The organism is Haematobacter sp. (assembly GCF_032102465.1).
Taxonomy (GTDB): domain Bacteria; phylum Pseudomonadota; class Alphaproteobacteria; order Rhodobacterales; family Rhodobacteraceae; genus Haematobacter.
Genome location: NZ_DAMDHB010000019.1, coordinates 1 through 23,728, shown reverse-complemented (window position 1 = coordinate 23,728; position 23,728 = coordinate 1). Strand labels below are relative to the sequence as shown.

The window sequence follows — 23,728 nt, the reverse complement described above, 5'->3', positions numbered from 1 at the left end:
GATCATTCCGAGGCCGATTTCCTGTTCCATGAAGCATGGGCATGACGCTTCAGAGCTTTTCAGCAGCCTGTTAGCCGCTCCGCCGGATCACGCGGCCCGCGGCGGCGCAATTCAGGCCAGCCGCTTCAGCCGCTCCTCCAGCACCTCAAAAGGTACGCCCGGTTCGTCCTTCGCACCCCGGATGACCAGTGATGTCTTGACGCTGGCCACGTTCGGCGCGGCGGTCAGATCACCGGTCAGGAAGCGCTGAAAGCTGGTCAGATCGGGAGCCACGCATTTCAGGATGAAGTCGATCTCACCGTTCAGCATGTGGCATTCGCGCACCAGCGGCCAATCCTGACACTGACGTTCGAAGGACTGCAGGTCCTTCTCCGCCTGGCTCGTCAGGCGCACCATGGCAAAGACCTGCACCTCGAAGCCCAGCATCTGGCCATCCACCTCGGCATGGTAGCCGCGGATAAAGCCCTGTTCCTCAAGCGAACGCACACGGCGCAGGCAGGGCGGCGCGGAAATGCCGACACGGCGCGCAAGCTCCACGTTCGTCATCCGCCCGTCGGCCTGCAACTCCGCGAGAATCATCCGGTCAATCTGGTCGAGTTTCTCGCCTGCCATTGGCGGCTCCGCTCCATCTGATGCGTAAAAGGGGAGGCCGGGGCAAGATTGTTGCCCGACGCCGGTGGGGGTGTATTCCCCTATGGCGGACAGGGCAAGCCTTCCGGGCGACGATCGCGCTGCGTCACTCTCCCGCCCGCACGGCGGCTTCCGTCGCGCGCCCGGAACGCTTATATCCCCTATCCGACAAAGATGGAGATCCCCATGGCCGACACCCGTCATACCCGTGTCCTGATCATCGGCTCCGGCCCGGCCGGCTATACTGCCGCGATCTATGCCGCGCGGGCGATGCTGGAACCTGTGGTGATCGAGGGTCTGCAACCCGGCGGCCAGCTCACCATCACCACGGATGTGGAGAACTGGCCCGGCGATACCGCCGTAATGGGGCCGGACCTCATGCTCCGCATGGGCGATCACGCGCGCGAGATGGGCGCGGAAGTGATCCCGGACATGGTGTCGCAGCTCGACCTCCGCTCCCGCCCGTTCCGCGCGGAAACCGACAGCGGGCAGACCTTCACCGCAGACTCGGTGATCCTTGCCACAGGGGCACAGGCGAAATGGCTCGGCCTGCCGTCGGAGGAGACGTTCAAGGGGTTCGGCGTCTCCGCCTGCGCGACCTGCGACGGCTTCTTCTACCGCGGCAAGCATGTGGTGGTGATCGGCGGCGGCAATACCGCCGTTGAGGAGGCGCTGTTCCTGACGAACTTCGCCAGCAAGGTCACCCTCGTCCATCGCCGCGATTCGCTCCGGGCGGAGCGGATCATGCAGAACCGCCTTTTCGCCAATCCGAAGGTGGAGGTGCTCTGGAACCGTGAGGTGGAGGAGATCCTTGGCACCACGGATCCGCTGGGCGTGACCGGTGTCCGGCTGCGCGACGCCGTGACGGGAGAGGAGCAGACCGTGGCCTGCGACGGCTTCTTCGTGGCGATCGGCCACCACCCGGCCTCGGAACTGGTGAAGGACCAGCTCCGCCTGCATTCGGGCGGCTACGTCTGGGTGGAACCGGGCAGCACGCAGACCTCCATCCCCGGCGTCTTCGCCGCGGGGGACCTGACGGACCACACTTATCGGCAGGCGGTGACCTCGGCCGGCATGGGCTGCATGGCCGCGCTTGATGCGGAGCGCTGGCTCGCGCAGCAGGGCGAGGCGGAGCCGGTCACCCCGGACCTCGGGCTGGGAACCATCTCCAACGACATGCCCGCCGATGTGACGCAAGCAACGGGCAGAGTCGCGCGCCCCGCGGAGTGAGGGCCTGCGCAGGACGAATAGTCCAAAAACAGCGTTGCGCATTTCGGGTTTTCAGAAAGTTTTTCTCCCGACCCGCATGGAAAAGGCGGATCATCCGCCTTTTCGCAATCCCCCTCGTCTGTCCGTGCTTGATCGAAAGGCCAGCACGGCTCTAAGCCCCGGCACGCCGCGATTTCCCCGCGGCGAGGAAAGCCGAGGGACAGCATGAAAGATCTCGTCGCAGACGCCTCCGTCGCGCGCATTGCCTATCAGGACAACCATTCGCCGATCCGGGAGCTTTATGCCGCTCCCGAGGATGTCCCGGCGCTGAAAGCCCATGCTGCGGGCCTTCTGTCCTGGGATCTGACGCCGCGACAGCTCTGCGATCTGGAGCTTCTGATGAACGGCGGCTTCGCGCCGCTGGAGGGTTTTCTGGACCGCGCCGACTACGACAGCGTGGTGGAGACGATGCGGCTCGCGGATGGCCAGCTCTGGCCGATGCCGGTAACGCTGGATGTGTCTCCGGCCTTTGCGGAGCATATCGCGCAGGGAACGGAAATCGCGCTTCGCGATGCGGAGGGCGTGATCCTCGCCATTCTCAGGGTCAACGACAAATGGTCGCCTGACAAGGTGCGTGAGGCAGAGCATGTCTTCGGCGCGAACGACCCCTCGCACCCGGCTGTCGCCTATCTCCACGATATCGCGGGCGAGGTCTATCTTGGCGGGCAGATCACCGGTCTTCAGGCCCCGGCGCATTACGATTTCCAGTCGCGCCGCAAGTCGCCCAACGAACTCCGCGCCCTGTTCCGGGAACGCGGCTGGAACCGCGTCGTGGCCTTCCAGACGCGCAACCCGCTGCACCGCGCGCACCAGGAACTGACCTTCCGCGCCGCGCGGGAAGCCGGGGCGAACCTGTTGATCCACCCCGTCGTCGGCATGACCAAACCGGGCGACATCGACCATTTCACGCGCGTGCGCTGCTACGAGGCGGTGCTGGACCAATATCCGACGGAAAGCACGGAGCTCAGCCTCCTGAACCTTGCCATGCGAATGGGTGGCCCGCGGGAGGCCGTGTGGCACGGCCTGATCCGCCGCAATCATGGCTGCACGCATTTCATTGTCGGCCGCGACCATGCAGGTCCGGGCAAGAACGGCAAGGGGGAGGATTTCTACGATCCCTATGCCGCGCAGGATCTGTTCCGCACCCATGCGGATGAGATCGGCGTGACGCTCGTCGATTTTCGCCAGATGGTCTATGTGGCGGAGCGCGGCCAGTACGAGCCTCGTGACGAGGTGGAGGATGGCGCGACCATCCTCAACATTTCCGGCACCGAACTTCGCCGTCGTCTGCGCGAGGGTCAGGAGATACCGGACTGGTTCTCCTTCCCTTCCGTCGTGACGGAACTGCGCCGGACCTCTCCGCCCCGATCCAAGCAGGGCTTCGTGGTGTTCATGACCGGGCTTTCCGGCTCGGGAAAATCGACCATCGCAAACGCGCTGCTCGTCAAGCTGATGGAGATCGGCGGGCGGCAGGTGACCTTGCTGGACGGCGATCTGGTGCGCAAGCACCTGTCGTCCGAACTGGGCTTCTCGCGCGAGCATCGGGACATCAACATACGCCGCATCGGGTTTGTGGCCTCGGAAATCGCCAAGAACGGCGGTATCGCCGTCTGCGCCCCGATCGCGCCCTATGCCGCGACGCGGCAGGCCGTGCGGGACATGGTCGAATCGCACGGGACTTTTCTGGAGGTCCATGTCGCGACGAGCCTGGAGGAGTGCGAACGGCGCGATCGGAAAGGGCTCTACCAACTCGCCCGCGCCGGAAAGATAGCAGAATTCACCGGGATTTCCGACCCTTATGAGACACCCGGTTCGCCAGACCTTCGGATCGAGACCGAAGGTCGGGACGTCGCCGAATGTGCGTCCCAGATTCTCGAAAAGCTGACGGGTCTGGGTCTTATCCGGCACTGAACAGCCCCGATCTGGGGATGTGGACCCGATTTTCGGGCGGCGCCTTGCCAGCGCCGCCCGTATCCTTTTGGCGGGCGGGTGTTGCACGCCGGACGCATTCTTATGAATTGCTCAATGTCTTGCGCGGACAGTCGGTTTTAGGAACCAACGCGGGAACTCTCCTGCCTGTCTTGGCGTTCCAACTGAAATCCAATGGCGTCATTGACCCGTGGTACAACGAACAAAGGTCGGATCGTGCCAGCTACAACCTCGGAAGCATTCGGCCAGAAGAATTTCATGATCGTCCTTCGGCAGGCACGGACGGCGAGCGGAAAGGATCGCGATGAGCAGCGCGATTAGTGGCAAAATGTTAAGTGGAAAGAATATTCTCATCGTGGAGGACGAAGCCATATTGGCGCTCGACCTCACTTTCGTGATGGAAGACATGGGGGCGAGCGTGATCGGCCCCTGTCACCGCCTCAGACGCGCGCTCGAAGTGCTGGGTCAGGGGCAGATCGACGGCGCCATCCTGGATGTCGATCTGGCAGGGGAAGCGGTGTTTCCGCTGGCCGACGATCTGGTGCTGCGGCACGTTCCCATTGTGTTTCACACCGGTCGGCACAATTCCGGCGAGCTGACACGCCGCTACAAGGGCGCTGCGGTCTGCGCCAAGCCCACGCAGCCCGAGAATGTCGCCCTCACCCTCGCCGCATTGATCGAGAACGACATGGAAATCGCTCCCGGCTCCTCCGGTCACTGAGGGTCCAATAGACAAACGGCCCCCGGGTGCTTCCGGGGGCCGTTTTTCATTGTTGATTAGTGCGATTTCAGTGAACGCTCACAGGGGCGAGGTTATTCTCCCGTGCCAGCGCAAAGGCGATGCGGCGATCCCGCACGAGCGCGAGACGCTCGCCGTCCTCATCATAAAGCGCATAGAGCTGTTTCGCGCCCAGCGCCTGTTCCTGGACGATTTCCGGCAGCTCGGACACTTCGACGGGGCGGACATAGACGATGCGTTCCGCGCCAGCTTGGGAAAGTTCAAATTCCGCGTCCATGATGTCCTCCTTCAACTCTTGTTGATTTCGATGGTCCGGACAACCGATTCCGGGCGGCTCCGCGCCAGGTCAAGGTGCAGCAGCCCGTTCTCCAGGCTGGCGCCCCGTACCTCCACGCCTTCGGCAAGGACAAAACTCCTCTGGAACTGTCGGGCGGCTATACCACGATGAAGGAAGACGCGTTCTGCCTGCTCATCGGCCTGACGACCCCGAATGACGAGCTGGCGGTCTTCCAGCGTTATAGACAGATCCTCATCCCGGAAGCCCGCAACGGCGAGCGTGATCCGGTAGGCGTTCTCACCCGATTGTTCGATGTTGTACGGCGGATAGCCGTCATTGCCGTTTTTCGCCGTCCGCTCTACCAGCCGCTCAAGCTGATCGAAGCCCAGAAGATAGGGATGGGCAGCAAAAGTCAGTTTCGTCATCGTGGCAAGTCCTTGAAAAGCGACGTTGCTTGGAGTCCCGGAGATCGGCGACCCTCAGATTTGAATATGGGGCGCACTTTCCGCTCCCGCAAGTGCTGCGGCTTTGCCTTCATGGCTCCGCCCCGCTATATTCGGCCTCCCAGGCCAGTCGCACGGATTTCAGGATGAACGCTCCGCAGGAATTCGAGACGGAAGAAGCCATGCGCATCAGGCTTGAGCTGCTGAAGCGCGAGCACCGCGATCTGGACGCGGCGATCCTCGCGCTGGAGGAGACCGGCCGCAGCGATCAGCTTACCCTTCGCCGCCTGAAAAAGCAGAAATTGCTGCTGAAGGACCGCATTCAGCGCTACGAAGACCTGCTTACCCCCGACATCATCGCCTGAAGCCCCCGGGCGAGGTTGCCCGCCGCCACGTGATGGCTATAGTCCCGCGCCATCAGACGGGAGATCGGGATGGACTTTCAGGTCGGCATCATCATGGGCAGCCAGTCGGACTGGCCGACGATGCGCGAAGCGGCGGCGGTGCTGGATGAGCTCGGCGTGGCTTACGAAAAGCGCATCGTTTCGGCACACAGGACGCCCGACCGGCTCTGGGACTATGGTCGCACAGCCGCCTCGCGCGGCTTGAAGGTCATCATCGCGGGTGCAGGCGGCGCCGCGCATCTGCCGGGCATGATGGCGTCCAAGACGCGGGTGCCGGTGATCGGCGTGCCGGTGCAGACGCGGGCGCTCTCGGGCGTGGACAGTCTCTATTCCATCGTGCAGATGCCGAAAGGTTACCCGGTGGCGACCATGGCGATCGGAGCGGCAGGCGCGGCGAATGCCGGCCTTATGGCGGCAGGTATACTGGCGCTCGGCGATGCAGCACTTGCTGCCCGCCTGGATGCCTGGCGAGAGGCGCTTTCCGCCTCCATTCCCGAGGAGCCGGTTGATGAGTGACGCACTTCCCCCCGGAGCCGTGATCGGCATTCTTGGCGGCGGTCAGCTTGGCCGCATGCTTTCCGTCGCGGCCGCGCGGCTGGGGTTGCGCTGCCATATCTACGACCCCGCGCCGAATCCGCCCGCCGGTCAGGTCGCCGAGCGCGTGACGACCGCCGCCTGGGAAGACCGGCAAGCGCTGGTGGCCTTTGCCGGCTCCGTCGATGTGGTGACCTATGAGTTCGAGAATGTGCCGACCGCCTCTCTCGACACAATCGAGGCTATCCGCCCGATCCGCCCCGGCCGCCGGGCCTTGGCCATCAGCCAGGACCGCATCGCGGAAAAGGACTTCCTGACATCTCTGGGCCTCGTCACCGCGCCCTACCGTCGTGTCACGACGCGGGACGATCTGACGCAGGCGCTGGCGGAAATCGGCACTCCTGCGATCCTGAAGACAACCCGCCTCGGCTATGACGGCAAGGGGCAGGCCCGCATCCGCAACCCGGAGGAGGCCGATCATGCCTTTACCGCCATGGCAGGGGCGGAGGCCGTGCTGGAGGGTTTCGTCAGTTTCAGCCGGGAAGTGTCGGTCATTGCCGCGCGCGGGCTCGACGGTTCGGTCGCCGCCTACGATCCGGGGGAAAATGTCCACCGGGACGGGATATTGCACACCACTCGCGTCCCCGCCACCCTCAGCCCGGCGCAGAGAAGCGACGCCGTTCTGGTTGCGGCGCGTATCCTGAATGCCCTCGACTACGTGGGCGTGATCGGCGTGGAACTGTTCGTCACCGAAGCCGGGCTGCTGGTGAACGAGATCGCCCCCCGCGTCCACAATTCCGGCCACTGGACGCAGAACGGCTGCGTCATCGATCAGTTCGAGCAGCACATCCGCGCCGTCGCGGGCTGGCCGCTGGGCGATGGGCACCGGATCGCGGATGTGGAGATGGAGAACCTGATCGGCGACGATGTGCTGCGCGTCCCCGACCTTTCCCGGCAGGCCAATACCGCGCTGCATCTCTACGGCAAGTCCGAGGCGCGGCCGGGTCGCAAGATGGGGCATGTGAACAGGATCATTCCAGCGGGGCGCTGAACAGCCCCCCCGGCCCGGTGGTGAGGCTGCGGAGCGCCGCGCTGCCGGTCATTGCATGATCGAAGGCGCCGGTTTCAAGGAACCGTATCGTCTCGGCGATCACCAGCGGGTTGTTCATCATGAATGTATGCGTGACGTGCAGCACGATATGATCGGTCATGCCTGCCACCTTTGTGCTCTCAACCGAGACCTTTCCATCATCCGGCCCCTCTATCAGCGATGAGAAGATCGGATTCAGCGACCGGTTGCCCGCGATGATGCCAAGCGGAAAATCCACCGGCGGCAAGCGGTTCGGCAGGCTCTCCGGGCCGGTTCCGAGCTCCATGCCTGCGGGGCCGTTGATATAGCGGAACAGTTCGAGCCCCGCAAATTCGTCCACGATCTCCGACCCGCCGTTGGGAGGCGCCAGCATCACGACGCGCCCCAGCCGGTCGGGCCGGGACTGCGCGAACCATGCGCGGAGCAGGATACCGCCCATGGAATGGGTGACAAAATTCACCTCCGCCCCGCCGCAGGCCGCAACCGCGGTATCGACATCACCCAGAAGGGCCTCCACCGGCGCGTCCGTGGAGGGATAGCTGGAATTCACGACGTGGTAGCCGCGATGCTCCAGCGCCTCCTCCATCAACAGAAAAGACGTCTCTGTCCGCGCCAGCCCGTGCAGCAGCACCACGCAGTCACGGTCCCGCCCCGGCTCCTGCGCACCGGCACAGGCGGGGGGCAGCAGACAGAAGACGAGGAGGAGAGGGAATCGCATCCTTCGACGCTAGCAGCGCCGGAATATCTTGGCGACAGTCGTCCGCTCCGGCTGATCCCCGGGCGATCCCAACCCGCGCCCGACAGTCACCCGATTGGCCTCCAGCGGGCCGAAGTGTCATGCCTGTGCGCCGGAGATTGGAGAATCAGCTCCTGAATGAATGCGAAATGTGCGGCCTTCCGACCGGACGGTGCCAAGTTGCGAACGATTTCCGCTCCAAGGCAGACCTGAAAGCCGTTTTCAGCTGCCCACCAGGAGGGGCCGGAACCTTGAAAAGGCTTTGGGATGAAGCAATCTGGTGAGAACGGGAGCACCCCTGCCCCGCTTCCAGAACTTTCTTTGCATCAAACCAAGAAATTTTAACTTGCCCACTCGCAATTATTTCCCCAACACTTATATACGACCGGCATCTATGCTTTTCGAACCTGTTCCTTTCGGCTCAGCTTTCGATTTTCAGCTTTGCCGGGTCGCCGCCTCCTGCGGGCGACATCTATGATAAGGAAGTATTACGATGGCCAATGGCACCGTAAAATGGTTCAACTCCACCAAAGGCTTCGGCTTCATTCAGCCCGAAGGCGGCTCCAAGGACGTGTTCGTCCACATCAGCGCGCTTGAGCGTGCGGGCCTCCGCGGTCTCAATGACGGCCAAGCCGTGACGTTCGATATCGAGCGTGACCGCAATGGTCGCGAATCGGCGACGAACCTCTCGCTGGCCTGAGCGTCCAGTCTCTACCATACCAAGGCGGGACCGGCGACATGCCGATCCCGCACCTTCATGGACTGCCTCGACATCAGGGATGCGGGCGATCCACCTTCCAGAAAGAAGTATATTTTGATCGAAATTAACTGGGGTGAACCCCTGTCTTTTGTCACGTCTCCCGACGGCGACGTGCAGAAATTCAGCACCATCGAACAGGCAAGTTACTGGCTGCGCCGCAAGTGGCCGATATCCGACGACGCGCGCCAGCAGGCTGTCGATCAGCTTGATGCGGCCATGGACTGCATGGTCTCTGTCGGCACGGCGCGTCGCGCGTTCATTGCGGCAGCACGGAGTGCTGGCTTCGTATCGGAAAACCTGGTCGCCGGAGCGCGGCGGCACAACGCCTGAGTGAACGTCCGGCTTACTTGACCTTGCGGGGCTTCTCCCGCCCCTTGCCGAGGGTCAGTTGCCAGACTTCGTCTCCCTCGGCCGCTTTCGGTGCCGGGCGCGGGGCGAAGTTCCTGCCTTTTCCCCACTGTGCGTCGTCATAGACATCATCGAAGATCGACTTGCGGGCAACGTGTCGTGCATCTGCCTTCGCGGTCCCTGCCTTCGCGGTCATGAAAAACTCCTGATTTTGCTGGTTGGCGCTGCTCTGGCCGGGGGCAAGGCTGGAAACCAGCTACCCTTTCGGCAGTTCGCGTAACGCTTGAACATTAGGGTTACAGGTAGCGCTCCCTGACGAATTGCAACGCACCCCTGCCGATGGGTCCGGGCGGGCTTCATACAACGTCCGTCCGCCCATAGGGTCATCCGAGCCGGGAGGGGCTGGGCAACTCACATTGCGCTAAGGACCGGCTCCCGCCCGATGGAGCCGCAAGCGCCACGAGAAGCGCGTTGGACGTGTCGATCAGCGCCTCGAGATGAGTTCTGGCGTCCGGGCTGAGGCCCTCAACCGTCGCCTCGAGAAAGCCCTTCAGGAACTCGTTAATGTTCCGCACATGAAGAATGAGCTGCAAATCCGCGTCGGATTCCATGAATGCACCTGAAAAATACCTGATGCAGCACAGCCCGAACCGGAGCTGTTTGCAATCCAGGCAAACGCATGGGTGCCATGCGTTCTCAATGTGCTGTCGCGGCGGGCAGGGTTTCGTCCCTTTGCCGGGATACCGACGTTCGGACGAATGCCGCAACGACGACGATACCTCCCGGGCACAATCTCTGCCGGTGATTTCCATCACCCGCAGGTCCGGAAGCACAGGAATATGGAAGGGTTAAGCCGCGACCATCGATATCAAGTGCTGGCTATCGGCGACCACCGGAGCCCCGTTGGGGGGCTTCTGGTAGCGGAGGAGGGATTTGAACCCCCGACACAAGGATTATGATTCCTCTGCTCTAACCAACTGAGCTACTCCGCCGAAGTGGCGCGTAGGTATTCCAGCCCCGGTGGCGCGTCAAGCCCGGGTGCCGCTTTTTTTGCAGTTCCATGCCGTCGGCGGTATCTTTCCTCCGCCTCACGGCGATATGGCGGGATTTTGCCCGTCGCGACCTTTTCACGGATCGAATCCCGGCCTACAGCGTTAGCCGCCAAAGGGTTCCGCTTTCCGAACCCTGATTTTCATTCGGAGAGATCCCATGCGACTCACGCTAATTGACGGATTTCGCGGGTATTTCCTGCTGTTCATGATGATCGCGCATGTTGCGCCCATCGTGAACGCGCCCATCGGGGTTCTGACCCACCACTCCATCGGCTGGGTGGAGGACGCGCAGGGCTTTGTCTTTGTTTCCGGGCTGGTGGTGGGGCTTGTCTATGGCAAGATCCTCCTCAAGCGCGGGTATGAGACGATGACCAGCAGCATCTGGTCCCGCGTCCGCAAGATATACGCTTATCAGGCCGCGCTGATCGGTGTGTTTCTCGTGGCGGCGCTGGTGTTTGCGGCCTTCGCCGACGTTCCGGCCATCCTGTCCTCCTATGCGCGGGAGCCGGTATTGTTCACGCTTGTCTCGCTGCTGCTCGTCGGTGGTTCGATGCATATGGGCATCCTGCCGATGTATGTGTTCTTCATGATCGCCACGCCTTTCGTGCTCTGGGCCTTCAAGACGGGGCGTGGGCCGGTGGTGCTCATCACATCCGTCCTGCTGTGGCTGGGCGCGCAACTCGGGCTGACGGACATCCTCCAGCCGCCGATAGAGGGTGCGCTGCGCGAGATGGGCCACCCGGTCAACATCGGCATCTATTTCGACGTTCTCGGCTGGCAGGTTCTGTTCTTTGCGGGGCTTTATCCGGGCTATCTCATGGCGAACAAGACGCTGTCGCTCGAGTTCCTGAAGAAGCCCGCCTATGAGCAGGTGTTCTTCGTCGGACTGGTCGGGTTCACCGCGCTGGCGGTGTTCGACATCGCGGTGCGCCAGCACTGGTTCGGGCCAGATTACAGCAACACGCTCTACTGGACGTCCGACAGGGCGATGCTCGCGCCGATCTATGTGGTGGCGTTCTTCCTCGACCTGTTCCTGATCGTCTGGCTGATCTCGGCCGGGCAGGACAGCAGCCTCCGGTGGATCAACAAGGCCTCGGTCTTTGCCAACTGGCTCTTCACCCGGCCCTTCCTGACGACGCTGGGGCGGCACTCGCTGCAGGTGTTCACCATCCACATCCTCGCCGTCTATGTGATCGAGATCTGGGCGGAGGGCCGGGACGTCTCCGCAATGACGGCGAACATCATCGTGCTGCTCTCGCCCCTCCCCCTCTACATCACCGCGTGGATGCATGAAGAGATCAAGCGCAAGCGCGCTGCGGCTGCCGTGGTGTGAGAATGAATGGGCCGCCGTTGCGGCCCGGCAGTCAAAGCGATCAGGGCCGCCCGTAAAGGCGGCCTTTTTCCGTTCAGCCGCGCGTGGCCGCTTCCACCGCGTCGACGACGCCCGAGACGACCGTCTCCGTCAGCGTATCATCCTCGCTCTCGGCCATCACCCGGATCAGTGGCTCCGTGCCGGACTTGCGGATGAGCAGCCGGCCACGGCCATTCAATGCGCGCTCCGCCTCCGCGATCGCATCCCGCACGCTTTTGAGGGCAAGCGGCTCCTGCCCCGCCGTATAGCGGACGTTCCGCAGCAACTGGGGAACGGGCGTGAACTGGCGGGCGAGCGCGCTCGCCTTCTCCCCCGTATCCGCCATCGCGGCGAGAAACTGCAGCGCCGCGACCAGCCCGTCCCCCGTGGTGGTGTAGTCGGTCATCACGATATGGCCCGACTGCTCGCCGCCAAGGTTGAAGCCGCCCTCCCGCATCGCCTCGACCACGTAGCGGTCACCGACCGGCGTTCGCTTCAACGCGATGCTCCGGTCCGCGAGATAACGCTCCAGCCCGAGGTTCGACATGACCGTCGCCACGAGCGTCTCATGGGCGAGCGTGCCGCGCTCCTGCATCCGCCGGGCCAGCAGCGCCATGATCTGGTCGCCATCGGCAATCGCGCCCTGTTCGTCGATCAGGATCACCCGGTCGGCATCACCGTCAAGCGCGATGCCAAGGTCAGCCCCCTCGGCCAGCACGCGCCGCGCCGCGGTTTCGGGATGGGTGGAGCCGCAGTTGGCGTTGATGTTGAACCCGTCGGGCGACACCCCGATGGCGATCACCTCCGCCCCCAGTTCCCAGAGCACCTCCGGCGCGGCGCGATAGGCCGCACCATTGGCGCAATCCACCACGATCTTCAGCCCGTTCAGCCGCCCCCGCCCGGGAAAGGTCGTCTTGGCATATTCCACATAGCGTCCACGCCCGTCGTCGATCCGCTTGGCCCGCCCGATGTTCTGCGGTTTGGCCGGCAGGATTTCCCCCGCCACCATCGCCTCGATCTCCGCCTCGGCCTCATCGGACAGCTTGAAACCGTCAGGGCCGAAGAACTTGATGCCGTTGTCCTGATGCGGGTTGTGGCTGGCGGAAATCATGATCCCGACATCCGCCCGCATGGAGCGGGTGAGGAAGCCCACCGCAGGCGTCGGCACAGGCCCGAGCAGCAGAACGTTCATGCCGGTGGAGGTCAGCCCCGCCGTCAGCGCGTTCTCCAGCATGTAGCCCGACAGACGCGTGTCCTTGCCGATCACCACCTGATGCCGGTTCAGCCCGTCGCGGCGGAAATAGCGCCCCGCCGCCGCGCCAAGACGCAAGGCCATTTCGGCGGTCATCGGGTAGGTGTTGGCCTGCCCCCGTACTCCGTCCGTGCCGAAGAGCTTGCGTGTCATTCTTCCGTCTCCCAACCTCTGCCCGTCATGGCGCGCCACAACCGCAGCGCCTGAACCGTCTCGGCCACATCATGCACGCGCAGGATCTGCGCCCCCTGCCCGGCGCAGGCAAGAGCCACGGCGACCGATCCCGGCATGCGCTGGCGAGGCTCTGCCGCACCGCCGATCGTGCCGATGAAGCGCTTGCGCGAGACGCCGATCAGCAACCCGCAGCCCAGCCCGTGAAACAGCGACAGCCCCCGCAGCAGAGCCACGTTCTGCTCCGCCGTCTTGGCAAAGCCGATACCCGGGTCCACCACGATCCGGCTGCGCGGAATACCCGCCGCCTCCGCCCGCAGGACGGCGGCCTCCAGCCAGTCATAGACATCGGCAAGCACATCGTCATAGGCGGTCAGGCCATTCATCGTCTCCGGCGTGCCCCGCGAGTGCATGACACAGAGCGCCGCGCCCGTCTCCGCCACCGCAGCCGCCATGCCCGGGTCGAAGTCGAGACCTGTCACGTCGTTGACCAGCGCTGCCCCCGCCGCGACCGCGACCCGCGCCACGACCGCCTTCCGCGTATCGATGGAGAGCGGCACCGCCCTCCCGGCGTTCAGGGCGGCGATCACCGGCTCGGTCCGGGCGATCTCCTCCCGCACAGGCACTTCGGGGGCGCCCGGACGGGTCGACTCTCCGCCGATGTCGAGGATCTCCGCCCCGGCGGCGATCATGCTGCGGGCATGGCCCAGCGCGGCGTCCGGGGTATCGTGGCACCCGCCGTCGGAGAAGCTGTCGGGCGTGACGTTCAGGATCCCCATCACCACCGGATGGTCGAGCTGAAGCCCCCCCACCGGCGCACGCGGTTCTGTAAGCCGTACCCGCATCTCAGACGGCAGATCACGCGCGGGAAGCAGGCTCCTCGGCCCGCCCCGCTCCCACATCTCCACCCGGTCGAACCAGAGCGGGCCGCCCGCCAGCGGCAGCGCCGCCTCCGGCATGGCAGGGTCGCTCATCACAATAGGACGCCAATAAGTCATGCGGTTTCTGTGGCGGAAAGCAGCTCTGGAGGCAAGAGCTAGGCCGGTCGGCGCGTAATGGCGACGGGTCCCGACGGCACCGAAAGACCCTCCGGGGCGATGATCCGCTCCGCCCCGTGCCGTACCGCCAGCCACATGGCGAGCGCACCGGGATCGTCCGGCGCGGGGAGACCCTCCCCACCCGCATCCAGAAGCATCTTGGCAGGCGCCCAGACTGTGGGCCGCCCCTGACGGAGCGACCAGTCCATCTCTGTGCGGGAAGCCACGACGGAAAGCTGCGGATCCGCCGCAGCGATGAGCCAGGCCGCCTGATCGAGCGCGAGGAGGTCGATCCGCCATTGCGCCGCCGGGCTGGCCGCAACGGGGCGATCTCCCGGAAGGCCCGGACAGATCACCACGGCCTCTCCGACCCCGCCCAGCAGCTCCGGCGTGCACGCAGCTTCCCCGGCGGTCACCAGCAGCAGGGCAAAGGCGGGAAGCGCACTCTCCGTCCGGGTTTCCTCCCCCGGCGTCCGCATGATCTCCACCCCAAGCGCGCCCGGCCCGCGGTCGAGCTTCTGGATGCGGATGAAGGCGCGCCGCGCCAGGCGATGCGACAGGATGCGGTCCGCCACGCCCTCTGCCAGCGTCTCGAGCAGGTTGACCCGCCCCTCCGCCAGTTCATCGCGCACGGCCTCCGCCAGCCGGTCGTAGGACAGGATGTGATCCACGTCGTCGTCGCTGCCCTCCGGCCGGGCCGCGACCTCCACCACGATGTCGAACCGCAGTCGTTGCCGCCTGCCCCGCTCCTCCGCAAAGGCGCCGATATCGGCCTCCACCACATGATCGCGCAGGCTGATCCGGTCGAGCGGCGGGTCCGACGCTGTGGCCGCCGCGCGCGCCTCCGGGTGAGCAAAGGCGAGGCGGGTTTCATCGGTCATCGGAGGCTCCTCGCGCGGCATCTGCAAGGCACCGATCCTAAGACGATGCCGCCGAAGATGCCAGCAATGCCGTTCGCGACCTCAGTCCCGCCCTCAGTCCACTGCCACGCGTTGCGTCGCGCCGGGCAGCCGGTAGAACAGATGGTCGCCGATGAGGGTGGTCCGCGCCATCTTGCGCGACCAGCCCGGCTTTACATGGACCGTGTGAAAGAAGGTCGCGCCATAGGTGAGCTGGCGTGGAGCACCGTCCAGCATCAGCCGCGCGATCTTGCCCGCGCGCTCATACGCCTTCCGTTCCGCAATATGGTCGGGCGTGCCGTCGCACATGAAGGAGAACTGACAGCCCTGCTTCACCACACCACAGATGGAATTCGGCCATTGCCGGTTTTCGACGCGGTTGAGGATTACCTCCGCGACGGCGAACTGTCCCTGCAGCGGCTCACCGCGCGATTCGAAATAGACGGCCTTGGCCAGACAACGCCAGTTCGCATGGCCATTCGCCTTGGGCTGGTCGTCCAGCCAGTTCGCATCGTAGCGGACACGCATCTCTCCCGCCGCGGGGGCAGAGACGGCTTTCACAAGCCATGGATCGACGGGCCTTCGCACATCATCCGCTGTATGGTTCGCATCCTGCGCTCTCGTCGCGGTTGTCGCCGCGTCGGTAAAGGCGGTCGCCGGTGATCCCAAGGCCAGAGCCAGAGCCACCGCGATACCCCGTCCTGTCCTGGTCATCCCATTCCCCGACTGGTTTTCATTCGCGCCCCGAGGGGGCATGAGGAGGGGAATTAGGCGGCAATCGCAGGGGCGGTCCACTCACGTGGCAAAAATGCAACGCTTATCGGCGGAACCCCGCCGATAGTTTTCTGCAAATAATATGAGATATTTCCGATACTAAGCGGAAACTTCTAGATAATTACCTGCGCTTCCACTTCTCTAGCGCAAGATGAGCGGCCGTCAGTCTTGCAACCGGAACACGAAACGGCGAACAGGAAACATAATCGAATCCTGCCGCACGACAGAAGGAAATCGATTCGGGATTGCCTCCGTGCTCCCCGCAGATGGAGAGGGTGAGATCGGGATTCACCCGCTTCCCCCGCTCCGCGCCGATCAGCAGAAGCTCCCCCACGCCTTCGGTGTCGAGCCGATGGAAGGGGTCTTCGGGATACACGCCCTGCTGGACGTAAGTGCTCATGAACCGGCCCGCGTCGTCACGAGACAGGCCATAGGTCATCTGGGTCAGGTCATTGGTGCCGAAGCTCAGGAAGGCGCTGTGCTGTGCAAGATCGCCCGACCGGAGCGCGGCACGCGGCGTTTCCACCATGACCCCGAGCCGGAAATCCAGCGGCACGCCCATGCGGGCTTGCACCAGCGCGGCGACGGCGTCGATCCGGGCCTTCACCAGTTCCACCTCTCGCTGAGCGGAGACGAGCGGGATCATGATTTCGGGCACAACCCGCTTGCCGCGACGGCCGATTTCCAGCGTCGCCTCAAAGATCGCGCGGACCTGCATGTCGTAGATCTCGGGCATCGCAATGCCCAGCCGCACGCCCCGCAGACCCAGCATCGGATTGAATTCGGTCATGGATTCCACCCGCCGCGTGACTTCCGACAGCGGGCGATCCAGCGCTTCGGCCAGTTCGCGCATTCCGTCACGGGTCTGGGGCAGGAACTCATGCAACGGCGGGTCGAACAGACGGATGCAGACGGGGTGGCCGTCCATGATCTCGAACAGCTCGACAAAATCATCGCGCTGCATGGGCAGCAGACGGTCCAGCGCCTCGGCGCGGTCCTCGGACCGATCGGCGAAGATCATCTCCCGCATCACGGTCAGACGGCCTTCCTCGAAGAACATGTGTTCGGTGCGGCACAGGCCGATGCCCTCCGCCTCGAAGACACGGGCCATGCGGGCGTCGTCGGGCGTGTCGGCATTGGCGCGGACACCGATATCGCGCACCGCATCCGCCCAGTGAAGCAGGCTGTAGAACGCGTCGTCCAATGCCGGTTCCAGCAATCCGGGCGCACCGGCCAGCGCCTCACCGCGCGTACCGTCTATCGTGATCACATCGCCTTCGTGAAAGATGCGCCCGTCCATCGCGGTAAGGGTCCTGTCCCGCGGGTTGAACCGGAGAGACGAGGCGCCGACGACACAGGGAAGGCCAAGCCCCCGTGCGATGACCGCCGCGTGGCTGGTCATGCCGCCACGCTCCGTCAGGATGCCCTTCGCCGCATGCATGCCGCGGACATCCTCCGGCGCCGTTTCGCGGCGGACGAGGATGCAGGCTTCCCCGCGCGCGGACATGGCCTGCGCCGCCATCGCGCTGAACACGATACGACCCTGTGCGGCACCGGGGCTGGCGGCGATACCCTTGACGATCACGTCGCGTTCGCCCGCGGGATCGACCTGCGGGTGCAGGAGTTCGGAAAGCGCGCGGGGCTGGATGCGCAGAAGCGCCTCCTCCCGCTCGATGACGCCGTCCTCGGCCAACGCCACCGCGATGGTGACCGCCGCGCGCGAGGTGCGCGCGACCTTCAGCGCGTCCAGAACGTGCAGATGGCCGTTCTCGATGGTAAACTCGATCTGCATTTCCTCGCGCAGACCCTGACGGCTCACCGCGCCCAGCCGGATCAGTTCGTCGAAGGGGCCGGGGCAAAGTTCCTCAAGCGAAGGACCCCGCGGATCGCGGGTCAGGTAGAGCGAGCCCTCGCGCCGTGCCAGCGCCTCCCGCCCCTGACTCTGGCTGAGGTAGCGACCGGTGATCCGCGGCTTGCCCGTGGTGCTGTCAACGAACTGCATGACACCGGAGCCGGATTCCGCCCGGCCCAGACCCAGCGCCATGGCCTGCACGACAAGACCAAGCCCCGCATCCACCGGCGCGCCTTTCGCCTGCCGCAGCAGCCGCGCCGACGTGCCCTCCCACGCCCGCGACATGGAGCGGAGCACATCGGCGAGCTGCCGTTCCGCCTCTTGCGGAAAGGGTTCGTCGGTCTCGTCCTCATAGGCGCGCAGCGCAAAGCGCAGCGCCTCCGCCGTGGGCATGTCGGTCTCGAACATGTCGGGGTCCAGGCGCGCAACGTTGACGGCATAGGCCTGCACGAAGCGGAGATAGAGCGCATCCGCCGCCTCCCGCCCATGGGTTTCGGACAGCGCGTTGTGGCACTCCTCGCCCATGCCGATGTTCAGAACGGCGGAGGGCCCGCCCCATTCGGTATTCTCGGGGCTGGGCCGGACGCAGATAAGCTGCCCCGGACCCAGCAGATCGGTGAGTGCGGAGGCATCCAGCGGATAACCAGCCGCCAGCGCCCGCACCGCATCGAAGGAGAGCGCCACCGTCGGCGGAACCGGCATCTGCAGACGCACAAGCCGCTGGAGGCATTTCGCCCGCCAGCCGTGGCTCTGGACGGCGATCGTCGCCGTCGGCGTGATGGAGACGAAATCCGTCACTTTCTGCACCGCAGCAATCCCCCCTTTTACATATCCGCGCTTGCCGATCCGGCAAGTCCGGCGGTCCGAAAATTGCCGCGACGCAGCGTCAGCCTTCGATGCGGCCCAGATCGGCCACCCGCGTGCAGATGGTGCGGATCCGGTTCAGCAGGTTCAACCGGTTTCTCCGCAGCACCTGATTCTCGGTATTGACCTGCACTGCCTCGAAGAACGCGTCGATCGGCTGGCGGAGGGCGGCTGTCGCCGTCATCGCGGCGGCAAAATCCCCGGACGCCAGTGCCGGCGCGATTTCGGCCTCCGCCCTGTCCAGCGCGGCAAAGAGCGCCTTTTCCTCGGGCGCTTCGGCATATTTCACGTCCGGCCCGAAGGAATATTCAACGCCGTCCTTCTTTTCCTCCGCCGTGAGGATGTTGTTGGCGCGCTTGAACCCCTGGATCAGGTTTTCGCCATCTTCCGACTTCAGGAAGGCAGCGACCGCCTCCGCCCGCTTCACCAGCAGCGTGAGATCATCGTTGCCCGGCATTGCGAGGCAAGCGTCGATCACGTCATGGCGGATGCCCTGATCCCGCAGGTAAACCTTCAGCCGATCGTGGAAGAAGGCGAGCAGATTGGGCGTAAGATCTTCTAGCTCGTAGCGATTAAAGTTCCCTAGTTTAAGGGTTTTGAGTTGTTCCGCTTCTAAGACTTTAAGTTCTTCCTCCAACTTCCTGCGCATTAAAAGAATATCATCCAGGTTATCTATATATTGAGATTCTGCTTCGATAAGCTCCTGTATTTTTAACTCAATACGATACATTTCAGGCTTATAGCCATGGCCATCGGCATTCAGCCGCATTTCGTGCGACATCCAAATCCAATCTATCACCTTCGTGAGAGATAGCCGCAGCCCGTTCGTCAGCACGAGCCGGATCACCCCCAGCGCGGCGCGGCGGAGCGCGAAGGGATCCTTCGAGCCCGTGGGTTTCTCGTCGATCGCCCAGAAGCCGGTGAGCGTGTCCAGCTTGTCCGCCAGCGCCACGGTGACGGAGACCGGCTCCGTCGGAACCTCGTCGGAGGGCCCGAGCGGCGAGTAATGCGCCTTGCAGGCATCGGCCACCGCATCGGGCAGGCCGGCAGCCCGGGCATAATAGCCGCCCATCACCCCCTGAAGCTCCGGGAACTCCCCGACCATGGCCGATTGCAGGTCCGCCTTCGCGACCCGTGCGGCCTCCGCCGCCAGATCGGGAGAGGCGCCCGTCACCGGGGCCAGTTCCCGCGCCAGCGCCTCGATCCGGCCGATCCGGTCGGCCTGCGAGCCCAGCCGGTTGTGGAAGGTCACATGGGCCAGCCCCGCGGCCATGCCCTCCAGCCCCTCCGCCTTCACGGTGCGCAGGTCGTTTTCCCAGAAGAACCGCGCATCCGACAGGCGGGCGCGCAGCACCTTGCCATTGCCCTGAAGGATGGTCGCGCCGTCATCCGCCGTCTCCCGGTTGGCGACGGTCACGAACTTCACGATCCGGCCCGCCTTGTCGCGGACGGAGAAGAACTTCTGATGCTCCTTCATGGAGGTTTGCAGCACCTCCGGCGGCAGGGTCAGGAACTCCTCCCCGATCGGGCCCATCAGCACGACCGGCCATTCGACCAGCCCCGCGACCTCCGCCAGAAGGCCCGCATCCTCCACGATCTCCAAGCCCTGCGCAAAGGCCATCTGGGCGGCGTCGTTGCGGATGTGATCGGCCCGTTCGGCCGGGTCGAGCATCACCTTCGCGGCCTTCAGCTTGGCGGCGTAGTCCTCGAACCCCGTGACGGCAAAGCGGCCCGGCGCCATGAAACGGTGGCCTTCGGTGATGGCGCCCGCCTTGATCCCGTCCACCGCGAAGGGCACGATCTCCGCCCCCGCCTCGCTGGTGAGCAGGCAGAGGATCGAATGCAGCGGCCGCACCCAGCGGAGCGACCCGGACCCCCAGCGCATGGATTTCGGCCAGGGGAAGGTGCGGATCGTGCGCTCCACCACCTCCGCCACGATCTCCGGCGCGGGGCGCCCGGGCTTTTCGACCACGGCGAAATAGACCTGCGCCTTCTTGTCGGCGCGGATCTCAAGCTGCTCCTGCGTCAGCCCCGTGGCGCGCAGGAAGCCCTCGATGGCCTGCGCCGGTGCATCGACCCGCGGCCCCTTGCGCTCCTCCCGCACGGCGCGGCTCTCGGCGGTCAGGCCGTGAACCGTCAGCGTGAGCCGCCGCGGCGTGGAAAAGGCCGCAGCCCCGGCATAGGTCAGCCCCGCCTCCACCAGCCCGTCGGTGACGAGCTTCCTCAGATCGTCGCGGGCCTTGGCCTGCATCCGCGCCGGGATTTCCTCGGAGAAGAGTTCAAGGAGCAGGTCTGGCATCGGTCTCTCGCGCGAAAGTCGGGTTGATTTGCTGCCAGGCATAGGCCCGGCCGTCGGGATAGAGGGCAATGACGCGGTCATACCCTTCGGAATGCGCCGCGCCAAGGAAAGCCTTCGCCGCGCCGGAGGCAAGCGCCGCGCCGATGGCGGGGGCGTCGAAGCAATCGAACCAGCGCGGCGCGATCAGCGGCTCCGCACCGGGATAGGGGGCGAAGCGCTCCACCTCCTGCGCCGTCAGGCGGGTGCGGAAACAGGCGCGGAACCGGATGGGGGAGGAGGAGGCGTCGATGGCGCGAAAGTCGCTGACCGCCAGCGGCTCCACCTGCCCGTTCCGGTCGGTCAGCGTGAGCGCGGCTTCCGCCTCCGGCACGTCGCGATAGAAGGCATAGACCTGCAACCAGTAGATTGCGGCGCCCGCGATGAGCGCCGCGCCGATCAGTATCCCGCCGACGAGCCTGCCATTCACGCCGCTTCCCCTGCTCCGCCCGCCTCTGTCGTAACGAAGGCATCGGCACATTTCTTGGCCAGCGCGCGCACCCGCCCGATATAGGCCTGCCGCTCCGTCACGGAGATCACGCCGCGGGCGTCCAGCAGGTTGAACAGGTGGCTGGCCTTGATGCACTGGTCATAGGCCGGATGCGCCATGACGATCCGACGGCCTGCCTTGTCCACCTCCGGGGCGGAGAGTATGCGTTCGCACTCCGCCTCCGCATCCTCGAAATGCCGGAGCAGCATCGCCGTATCGGCCTGATCGAAGTTCCAGCGGCTGTATTCCTGCTCCGTCTGGCGGAACACGTCGCCATAACTGAGCGGAATGGGCGCGGCGGGGTCGTTGAAGGGCATGTCCATCACGTGGTCGATGCCCAGGACATACATGGCCAGCCGTTCCAGCCCATACGTCAGCTCGCCCGAAACGGGCTTGCAGTCATGGCCGCCGACCTGCTGGAAATAGGTGAACTGGCTCACCTCCATCCCGTCGCACCAGACCTCCCAGCCCAGCCCCCAAGCGCCCAGCGTCGGGCTTTCCCAGTCATCCTCCACGAAGCGGATGTCATGGAGCGCCGTGTCGATGCCGATGGCATCGAGCGAGCCCAGATATAGCGCCTGAAGATCGGGCGGCGACGGTTTGATCAGCACCTGATACTGGTAGTAGTGCTGAAGCCGGTTCGGATTCTCACCATAGCGGCCGTCCGTCGGGCGGCGGGAGGGCTGCACATAGGCCGCGGCCCAGGGCTTCGTTCCCAGCGCGCGGAGCGTGGTTGCCGGGTGGAACGTGCCCGCGCCGACCTCCATGTCATAGGGCTGCAACACCGCGCAGCCTTTCGCGGCCCAATAGGATTGAAGCCGCAGGATGATCTCCTGAAAGCTCCGGGGGGTGGTTGCGGGTGCCATGCTGCCTCCTGAAAGGTCGTCATCTCCATAGGCGCGGGGCGCGGGGCGGTCAACGGCAGCCCCCGTTTTCGCGGATGCGAAATGGCGGCGGGCGCGCTAATGTCGCCTCCAAAGCCGGGAACACGGCAGAAGAAGGGGCAGAGATGCGGATTTTTGTGGTGGCGGCATGGGTTATCGCTCTCGCTCTCGTGCTGGGCCAACCCGCCCGGGCCGAGGATGCGGTATGGATCCAGATCGAGGCCCGCCCGGCCGAGGCGGAGGCACTGGATCGGGCGCATCTTTGGCAGCGGGAGTTTCCCGATCTGGCCGGCTTCCTGCTGCCCACCGGCTGGCACGCGCTTGCCATCGGACCGTTTTCCCGCGCGGAGGCGGAGAAGCGGCTGGCGGAGCTGCAGGGCGAAGGCCGGGTTCCGCATGACAGCTACCTGATGCGCGGTGCGGCCTATGGCGCGCGCTTCTGGCCGCAGGGCGTACGGGCCGAGGCGCAGGCAATGCTCGCCGCCAGTCCGCCACGCCGCCCGGCGGCGCCCACCGCTCCGACCGGCCCCGATAGCGCGCGGCGGGCGGAGAGCCAGCTTTCGCTGGAGGAACGCAGGGAGACGCAGACGGCGCTGGCATGGCTCGGCCTTTATGACGGTAGGATCGACGGGGCTTTCGGTTCCGGCACACGGGCCGCCCTTTCCGCATGGCAGCGCCTGAACGGAGAGCCGGAGACAGGCTCGCCCGGCCCCGAAAGCCGTGCGGCCCTTGTGGCCCGCTACCGCGCGCAGGTGGCCCATCTCGGCATGACGGAGGTCACCGAAGGCCCCTCCGGGATCCGCGTTACCCTGCCGCTCGGGCTTTTGGCGTTCCGGGGTTATGAGCCGCCCTTCGTACGCTATGCGGGCGACGACGGGGTGGAGGTGCTGCTCATCTCCGCACCGGACGGCCCGCTGACACGCACCTTCGAGGCGACAGAGACCCTCGCCCTTCCCGGTGGGCGCCTGAACAGCTTCGGACCGGAGGGGTTCACCCTCAGCGCAAGAGACGGCAGCCGCGCGGCGGAAGGAGAGGCCCGGCTCGAAGGCGATGTCATCAAGGGCTGGATCGCGGTCTGGCCGCTGGACCGGGAGGCGGAAATGAAGCGTGTCGTGGCGGAAATCCGGCGCAGCTTCCACCCCCTGCCCGGCCGCGCATTGGACCCCACGGCGGGCAGCATGGGCGAAGCGGATCGCGCGGCCCTGCTGGCCGGGGTGGACATCGGCAGGCCCACGCGCCGTGCCACCGGCTTCCGGCTCGATGCGGCAGGGCGTGTGGCGACCGTCACGGAGGCCGTGGCCGGCTGCACCCGGATCACCGCGGCGGCGGAGGGCTTAGCCCCGGCTACGATGGTGGTTGAGGAACAGCGCGGCGAGCTCACCATTCTGCGGCCGGAGGGCCAGATGGCACCCGGCCCCGTCGCCCCGCCTGCGGGCGCGCCGCTGAAGCCGCTGGGAAGCGGAGAGATCGTCGCGGCGGGCTATGGGGCGACGCCGGGCGGGGCGCGGGCTGCGATCCTCAAGGGGCGCTACAACGGCGAGACGGATGGGCGGGCGCGGCTGGCCCTCCGCACGACGCCCGGGGACGCGGGCGGGCCGGTGCTCGACC

Annotated in this window: 24 protein-coding genes and 1 tRNA gene; 10 read left to right on the top strand and 15 right to left on the bottom strand. The window is 65.1% G+C overall.

From position 1 onward, the window contains the following. Positions 1-111: 111 nt before the first annotated feature. Positions 112-612: an Lrp/AsnC family transcriptional regulator gene (locus tag RT513_RS12775; protein WP_035744952.1), complete on the bottom strand. Its 501-nt coding sequence runs from the start codon at positions 610-612 to the stop codon at positions 112-114. Between the two features lie 204 nt (positions 613-816). Here RT513_RS12775 and trxB point away from each other — a divergent pair, with 204 nt between their 5' ends. The 3 genes from trxB to RT513_RS12760 all read left to right on the top strand — a co-directional run bounded on the left by trxB (position 817) and on the right by RT513_RS12760 (position 4,549). Further along, positions 817-1,860, top strand: coding sequence for a thioredoxin-disulfide reductase (gene trxB, locus RT513_RS12770; RefSeq protein ID WP_088214351.1), 1,044 nt, complete (start codon positions 817-819; stop codon positions 1,858-1,860). A gap of 204 nt (positions 1,861-2,064) precedes the next feature. Then, positions 2,065-3,810 (top strand): bifunctional sulfate adenylyltransferase/adenylylsulfate kinase, encoded by a 1,746-nt coding sequence (locus tag RT513_RS12765; RefSeq protein ID WP_088214350.1) that lies wholly within the window; start codon positions 2,065-2,067, stop codon positions 3,808-3,810. 373 nt (positions 3,811-4,183) lie between these two features. After that, a complete protein-coding gene (locus RT513_RS12760) occupies positions 4,184-4,549 on the top strand; it encodes a response regulator (protein ID WP_290686754.1) in 366 nt (121 codons plus the stop codon). Between the two features lie 67 nt (positions 4,550-4,616). Here RT513_RS12760 and RT513_RS12755 read toward each other — a convergent pair whose 3' ends face one another. Further along, a complete protein-coding gene (locus RT513_RS12755) occupies positions 4,617-4,844 on the bottom strand; it encodes a DUF1150 family protein (protein WP_035744949.1) in 228 nt (75 codons plus the stop codon). A gap of 11 nt (positions 4,845-4,855) precedes the next feature. After that, on the bottom strand, positions 4,856-5,269 hold the full coding sequence (locus tag RT513_RS12750; protein ID WP_035744946.1) for an Hsp20 family protein: 414 nt from the start codon (positions 5,267-5,269) through the stop codon (positions 4,856-4,858). A gap of 164 nt (positions 5,270-5,433) precedes the next feature. Here RT513_RS12750 and RT513_RS12745 point away from each other — a divergent pair, with 164 nt between their 5' ends. From RT513_RS12745 to RT513_RS12735, 3 genes are all read left to right on the top strand, one after another. Further along, a complete protein-coding gene (locus RT513_RS12745) occupies positions 5,434-5,652 on the top strand; it encodes a YdcH family protein (RefSeq protein WP_088214347.1) in 219 nt (72 codons plus the stop codon). Between the two features lie 69 nt (positions 5,653-5,721). Next, on the top strand, positions 5,722-6,207 hold the full coding sequence (gene purE, locus RT513_RS12740) for a 5-(carboxyamino)imidazole ribonucleotide mutase (RefSeq protein WP_088214346.1): 486 nt from the start codon (positions 5,722-5,724) through the stop codon (positions 6,205-6,207). After that, the gene (locus RT513_RS12735; protein WP_088214345.1) at positions 6,200-7,276 is read left to right on the top strand and encodes a 5-(carboxyamino)imidazole ribonucleotide synthase; all 1,077 of its coding nucleotides are present in this window, start codon (positions 6,200-6,202) and stop codon (positions 7,274-7,276) included. Before purE ends, RT513_RS12735 begins: the two co-directional genes overlap by 8 nt. On the opposite strand, the gene RT513_RS12730 is transcribed toward RT513_RS12735, so the two are convergent. Next, positions 7,257-8,033 (bottom strand): alpha/beta fold hydrolase, encoded by a 777-nt coding sequence (locus RT513_RS12730; protein WP_290686743.1) that lies wholly within the window; start codon positions 8,031-8,033, stop codon positions 7,257-7,259. The two genes, RT513_RS12735 and RT513_RS12730, sit on opposite strands and share 20 nt — an antisense overlap. Positions 8,034-8,544: 511 nt before the next feature. On the opposite strand from RT513_RS12730, the gene RT513_RS12725 reads away from it, so the two are divergent. Together RT513_RS12725 and RT513_RS12720 are read left to right on the top strand one after the other, a co-directional pair. Further along, positions 8,545-8,751, top strand: coding sequence for a cold-shock protein (locus tag RT513_RS12725; RefSeq protein ID WP_035713291.1), 207 nt, complete (start codon positions 8,545-8,547; stop codon positions 8,749-8,751). 57 nt (positions 8,752-8,808) lie between these two features. Further along, positions 8,809-9,141 (top strand): DUF982 domain-containing protein, encoded by a 333-nt coding sequence (locus RT513_RS12720; protein ID WP_290686739.1) that lies wholly within the window; start codon positions 8,809-8,811, stop codon positions 9,139-9,141. Positions 9,142-9,154: 13 nt separating this feature from the next. Here RT513_RS12720 and RT513_RS12715 read toward each other — a convergent pair whose 3' ends face one another. The 3 genes from RT513_RS12715 to RT513_RS12705 all read right to left on the bottom strand — a co-directional run bounded on the left by RT513_RS12715 (position 9,155) and on the right by RT513_RS12705 (position 10,151). After that, positions 9,155-9,355 carry a hypothetical protein gene (locus RT513_RS12715; protein ID WP_290686737.1) on the bottom strand — a complete coding sequence of 67 codons (201 nt, stop codon included), beginning with the start codon at positions 9,353-9,355 and terminating at the stop codon, positions 9,155-9,157. A 187-nt stretch (positions 9,356-9,542) separates the two neighbouring features. After that, positions 9,543-9,770 (bottom strand): hypothetical protein, encoded by a 228-nt coding sequence (locus RT513_RS12710; RefSeq protein ID WP_290686736.1) that lies wholly within the window; start codon positions 9,768-9,770, stop codon positions 9,543-9,545. Positions 9,771-10,074: 304 nt separating this feature from the next. After that, positions 10,075-10,151 (bottom strand) — tRNA-Met (locus tag RT513_RS12705). 217 nt (positions 10,152-10,368) lie between these two features. On the opposite strand from RT513_RS12705, the gene opgC reads away from it, so the two are divergent. Further along, positions 10,369-11,544, top strand: coding sequence for an OpgC domain-containing protein (gene opgC / locus RT513_RS12700; protein WP_290686733.1), 1,176 nt, complete (start codon positions 10,369-10,371; stop codon positions 11,542-11,544). A gap of 73 nt (positions 11,545-11,617) precedes the next feature. Here opgC and glmM read toward each other — a convergent pair whose 3' ends face one another. The 8 genes from glmM to RT513_RS12660 all read right to left on the bottom strand — a co-directional run bounded on the left by glmM (position 11,618) and on the right by RT513_RS12660 (position 22,102). After that, entirely contained in the window at positions 11,618-12,967 is a 1,350-nt protein-coding gene (glmM, locus tag RT513_RS12695) for a phosphoglucosamine mutase (protein WP_290686731.1), read from the bottom strand. Next, entirely contained in the window at positions 12,964-13,983 is a 1,020-nt protein-coding gene (gene folP / locus RT513_RS12690; protein ID WP_290686730.1) for a dihydropteroate synthase, read from the bottom strand. The genes glmM and folP overlap by 4 nt, the downstream gene beginning before the upstream one ends. Positions 13,984-14,021: 38 nt before the next feature. Next, positions 14,022-14,903: a dihydroneopterin aldolase gene (locus tag RT513_RS12685; RefSeq protein ID WP_290686728.1), complete on the bottom strand. Its 882-nt coding sequence runs from the start codon at positions 14,901-14,903 to the stop codon at positions 14,022-14,024. A 93-nt stretch (positions 14,904-14,996) separates the two neighbouring features. Further along, positions 14,997-15,635: a cell wall hydrolase gene (locus tag RT513_RS12680; RefSeq protein ID WP_290686725.1), complete on the bottom strand. Its 639-nt coding sequence runs from the start codon at positions 15,633-15,635 to the stop codon at positions 14,997-14,999. Between the two features lie 181 nt (positions 15,636-15,816). Then, positions 15,817-18,354: a putative PEP-binding protein gene (locus RT513_RS12675; RefSeq protein ID WP_373447783.1), complete on the bottom strand. Its 2,538-nt coding sequence runs from the start codon at positions 18,352-18,354 to the stop codon at positions 15,817-15,819. A 79-nt stretch (positions 18,355-18,433) separates the two neighbouring features. After that, a complete protein-coding gene (gene glyS, locus RT513_RS12670; RefSeq protein WP_290686723.1) occupies positions 18,434-20,710 on the bottom strand; it encodes a glycine--tRNA ligase subunit beta in 2,277 nt (758 codons plus the stop codon). Then, a complete protein-coding gene (locus RT513_RS12665; RefSeq protein ID WP_179209116.1) occupies positions 20,691-21,176 on the bottom strand; it encodes a DUF6446 family protein in 486 nt (161 codons plus the stop codon). Before RT513_RS12665 ends, glyS begins: the two co-directional genes overlap by 20 nt. Further along, on the bottom strand, positions 21,173-22,102 hold the full coding sequence (locus RT513_RS12660; protein ID WP_088214333.1) for a glycine--tRNA ligase subunit alpha: 930 nt from the start codon (positions 22,100-22,102) through the stop codon (positions 21,173-21,175). Before RT513_RS12660 ends, RT513_RS12665 begins: the two co-directional genes overlap by 4 nt. Before the next feature lie 143 nt (positions 22,103-22,245). Between RT513_RS12660 and RT513_RS12655 the strand changes: the two genes are divergently transcribed. Further along, positions 22,246-23,728: peptidoglycan-binding protein (locus tag RT513_RS12655; protein ID WP_290686717.1), on the top strand; the 1,483-nt coding region annotated here is incomplete at its 3' end.